The organism is Candidatus Eisenbacteria bacterium (assembly GCA_035577985.1).
Classification (GTDB): Bacteria; Desulfobacterota; Binatia; order DP-6; family DP-6; genus DATJZY01.
Window position 1 is genome coordinate 1 of record DATJZY010000190.1, and the last position, 3,735, is coordinate 3,735.

Genomic DNA, 3,735 nt, shown 5'->3' on the forward strand with positions numbered 1-3,735 from the left:
CACCTTCGGGTGCGCGACCTTGTACGGGTTCATGAGGCAGAGCAGCAGATCGCAGCCGGCGGCCTCGTAGCGCTTGGCCGTCTCGAGGCAGGTCGCCGGGTCCCCGACGATGCAGGCGCCGCTCGATTCGAGGAAGTCGAAGTTGAGGAAGCTCGTGTCGAGATCGGCGAGCGCGTCGCCGTAGGCGTACGTGCCGGACTGCTTGCCCATCTCGCGCATCCATTTCGACACCGACGCCACCGCCTCGGTACCGCGGCGCGCGTACCACTCGAACGACTCGGCCGACGACGCGCGCGCCTCCTCGCGCGTGGGCGCGACGTTCACCATCGTGAAGGTCGCCGCCTTTCCGTTCACGAACTTGCCGACCGGCTTCGCCCGCGTGAGGCCGTCGCGGTAGAGGTCGATCCGGTGCTTCAGCTCCTCCGGCGGCGTGCCGATCGTGAACGAGAGGAGCCCCATGCCCTTCTCACCCATCAGCCGATGGCTGTCCGGGCTCGACGTCGCGCCCCACAGCGGCGGGTGCGGCTGCTGGAGCGGCTTCGGCAGCACGCGGCGCGGTGGAATCTTGTACTGCTTGCCGTTCCACTCGAGGATCTCGTTCGTCCAGGCCGCGACCACGACGTCGACCGCCTCCTCCCACAGCTCGCGCGTCGCGTGGGGATCGATGCCGAAGCCTTCGAGCTCGGCGCGCGTCGACGAGCGGCCGGTGCCGAACTCGACCCGGCCGTCCGAGAGGAGGTCGAGCACCGCGGCCGATTCGGCCGAGCGCACGGGGTGGTTGTACGGAAACGGCATCAATCGCACGCCGTAGCCGATCCGCATGCGCGACGTCTTCGCGGCGATCGTCCCGTAGAGCACCTCGGGGTTCGAGCAGTGCGAGAACTCCTCCAGGAAGTGGTGCTCGACCGTCCAGAAGCTGTGGAACCCGGCCTGCTCGCAGAGCACCGCCTGCTCGACGACGTTCCTGTACGCATCGTGCTCGCTGTGACGCGTCCACGGCCGGGCGACCGGGATCTCGTTGAAGAGCGCGAACTGCATCGGCATGCGGTCCCCTACCTTCCCTCTCGTTAACCTGTCAACGACCGTTCGTGCGGCTGGTGTCGAGCTTGCGGAGCAGCCGCGCGAGCATGCGCTTCTCCGTCGCCGTGAGACGACCCGTCAGGCGGTGCTCGCGGCGGTGCACGTCGCGCTGCACGCGGCGCACGAGCCGTCGTCCCACGGGCGTGATCTCGACCCGGACGAGCCGCTTGTCGCGCTCGTGCCGGCGCCGCCGCACGAGGCGGAGGCGCTCGAGCACGTCGAGCGACTTCACGACGGCGGGCTTGCTCGCCACCTGCATGCGCGCGAGGTCGCGCACCTCGGATGGTCCGCGCACCCACAGGCTCATCAGCGTCACGTAGCCGACCCACGACAGCGCGTGCGGGCGGAGCACCTCGGCCTCGGCGCGCGCGATCGCCTCCTGCGTCGCACGGTAGAGGTGGAACGCCACCGCCATGACGTCGGAGTCGAAGCCGCGCGGGACGAGGAAGGAGCGGAACAGACGCTCGTCGGGCGGGATCGGCTCGCGGGGCACCCGTCGATATGACGGCGCATCCGCGACGCGGTCAAGATCCGCGTCAGTCCCGGATGCGTCCCGCGCTCGCGAGGTAGGGACGCGGATCGACGGGTGTGCCGTCCCACCACTCGCCGCCGGCCGGGAACACCATCACCTGGAAGTGCAGGTGGGGCTCGGCGCGGTCGGCGTTGCCGGTCGTGCCGACGTAGCCGACCACGTCGCCCTTCCCGAGCGTCGTGCCACGACGCAGCCCCGCTCGATAGCGGTCGAGGTGTGCGTAGTAGTAGACGAAGCGCCGGTCGGGATCGGTGGCGTAGATCGTGAGACCACCGAGGCGATTCGCGCGCAGCTCGAGCACGACGCCGTCGTCGGCAGCGACGATGGGCGTACCGCGGGGCGCCGGGATGTCGAGCGCCTGGTGGCGGCGCCGGCCGCCGGCGCGAGGCGCGTCGAACGTATCCGGGACGTCGCCGGGCTCGACGCCGGCGACGGGGACCATCAACCGGCGCGCGCGTAGCGCACGGTCGATCGACGACGCGCCGCCACCGAAGAGCGTGCAGCCGGCGAGGAGGCAGACGAGGAGGCATCCCGTCCCAACCTGCCGCCACCACATCCCCATCCGCCCACACGGTAGCCAGCGGGACGGTGGGCGTAAAGCGAGCATTGACAACCGATGCCCGCCCGTGGCTCCGGTGCGACCATGACGCCGATGCGCGCCCTCAAGATCGTCCTCGAGGTGGTGTTCGTCTGTGGCACCGCGCCCGCGTGGGGGGATCTCCTCGTGGCGAGCTCGGAGACCGACGCGGTACTGCGCTACGACGAGACCACGGGCGCGTTCGTCGCGCCGTTCGTTACCGCGGGCAGCGGCGGGCTCGACCAGCCGCGCGGGATGACGATCGGTCCCGACGGCAAGCTGTACGTCGCGAGCTTCATGACCGACCAGGTGCTGCGCTTCGACGGGACGACCGGCGCGTTCGTCGATGCCTTCGTCGCCGCCGGCAGCGGCGGCCTGAACGGTCCCCAGACGGTCGTCTTCGGTCCCGACGGCAATCTGTACGTGTCGAGCTTCTTCGGGAACTCGGTCCTGCGCTACAACGGGACGACCGGCGCGTTCATCGACGCCTTCGTCGCGTCGGGGAGCGGCGGCCTCCTGGTCGCGGCCGGCATGGCCTTCTCCGGCGGCCGGCTCTACGTGAGCAGCACGCAGACGAACCAGGTGCTGCGCTACGACGGCACGACCGGCGCGTTCGTCGACGCCTTCGTCGCCGCGGCGAGCGGCGGCCTCGACGGCCCCACGGGTCTCCTGTTCGCGACCGGCGGGAGCCTCCTCGTGGCGAGCGTGCGGTCGAACCAGATCCTCCAGTACAACGGGACGACGGGCGCATCGATCGGCGTCTTCGTGGACGACGGGAGCGGCGGTCTCGCGCTTCCCAACTACCTCGTCTCGGGTCCCGACGGGGCCCTCTACGTGAGCAGCACCTTCGGCGACGCCGTGCTGCGCTACGATCAGACGACGGGGGTCTTCGTCGACGCATTCGTTGCGGCGGGGAACGGTGGGCTCGACGGCCCGCTCGGCATGGTGTTCGCCGACCTGCCCCCGGCGTCCACGACCACGACTACGACGACGACCCTGCCGGCCGGGGGGTGTGCGGCCGAGCCGGTCGCCCCGACTTTCCGCTCGCTCAACTGCCGGCTGGGCGCGCTGATCGATCGGACCTCGGGCGAGCCGGCGCTCGGCGCGCTCACGCCGCGGCTGGTCGGCGCCCTCAGCAAGGCGCGCGACCGGAAGGAAGCCGCCGAGAGCAGCTGCGCCCAGGGCCAGACGCGAAAGGGGCGCACGCGTCTCAAGCAATCGATCCGGCAGGTCACGAAGTACGGCCAGCGGCTGCGCAGCCACGCGGCGCGCGGAGTGCCCGACCAGGTCCGGCGGCCGCTCGAGGCGGCGGCCGAGACGATCCGGCGCGACGCGAGGACGCTGCGCGGCATGCTCGCGTGTCCGCAGGACGCGAGCTGAGCGCGGCTACTGCGGCGCGACCACCGCGTCGAGCTTGGCGAGGGCGGCGGCCGCCTTCTTGCGCGCCTTCTCGAGCTTCCTGCCCGCCTTCGCCTTCGTCACCTTCTTCACCGCCTTCGGCACCCGCCGCACGAGCTTGTCGATCTTCGCCTTCGGGTCGGTCAGC

4 protein-coding genes are annotated in these 3,735 nt (G+C 70.9%); 1 reads left to right on the forward strand and 3 read right to left on the reverse strand.

Annotation, left to right across the window (positions count from 1 at the left end; translation table 11 throughout):
• From VMS22_26475 to VMS22_26485, 3 genes are all read right to left on the reverse strand, one after another.
• On the reverse strand, positions 1-1,044 hold a 1,044-nt coding region (locus VMS22_26475), incomplete at its 3' end, for an LLM class flavin-dependent oxidoreductase (GenBank protein HXJ37589.1).
• Positions 1,045-1,075: 31 nt separating this feature from the next.
• Positions 1,076-1,573: a MarR family winged helix-turn-helix transcriptional regulator gene (locus tag VMS22_26480; GenBank protein ID HXJ37590.1), complete on the reverse strand. Its 498-nt coding sequence runs from the start codon at positions 1,571-1,573 to the stop codon at positions 1,076-1,078.
• Positions 1,574-1,616: 43 nt separating this feature from the next.
• Positions 1,617-2,174, reverse strand: a complete 558-nt coding sequence (locus tag VMS22_26485; protein HXJ37591.1) for a M23 family metallopeptidase — start codon at positions 2,172-2,174, stop codon at positions 1,617-1,619.
• A 54-nt stretch (positions 2,175-2,228) separates the two neighbouring features.
• On the opposite strand from VMS22_26485, the gene VMS22_26490 reads away from it, so the two are divergent.
• On the forward strand, positions 2,229-3,569 hold the full coding sequence (locus tag VMS22_26490) for an NHL repeat-containing protein (protein HXJ37592.1): 1,341 nt from the start codon (positions 2,229-2,231) through the stop codon (positions 3,567-3,569).
• The last annotated feature ends 166 nt before the right edge of the window (positions 3,570-3,735 follow it).

What these genes read in the sequence shown, in the direction of transcription:
- VMS22_26490 (HXJ37592.1), top strand. Translation starts at nt 2,229, where the DNA reads ATGCCCGCCCGTGGCTCCGGTGCGACCATGACGCCGATGCGCGCCCTC.
- VMS22_26485 (HXJ37591.1), bottom strand. Translation starts at nt 2,174, where the DNA reads ATGGGGATGTGGTGGCGGCAGGTTGGGACGGGATGCCTCCTCGTCTGC.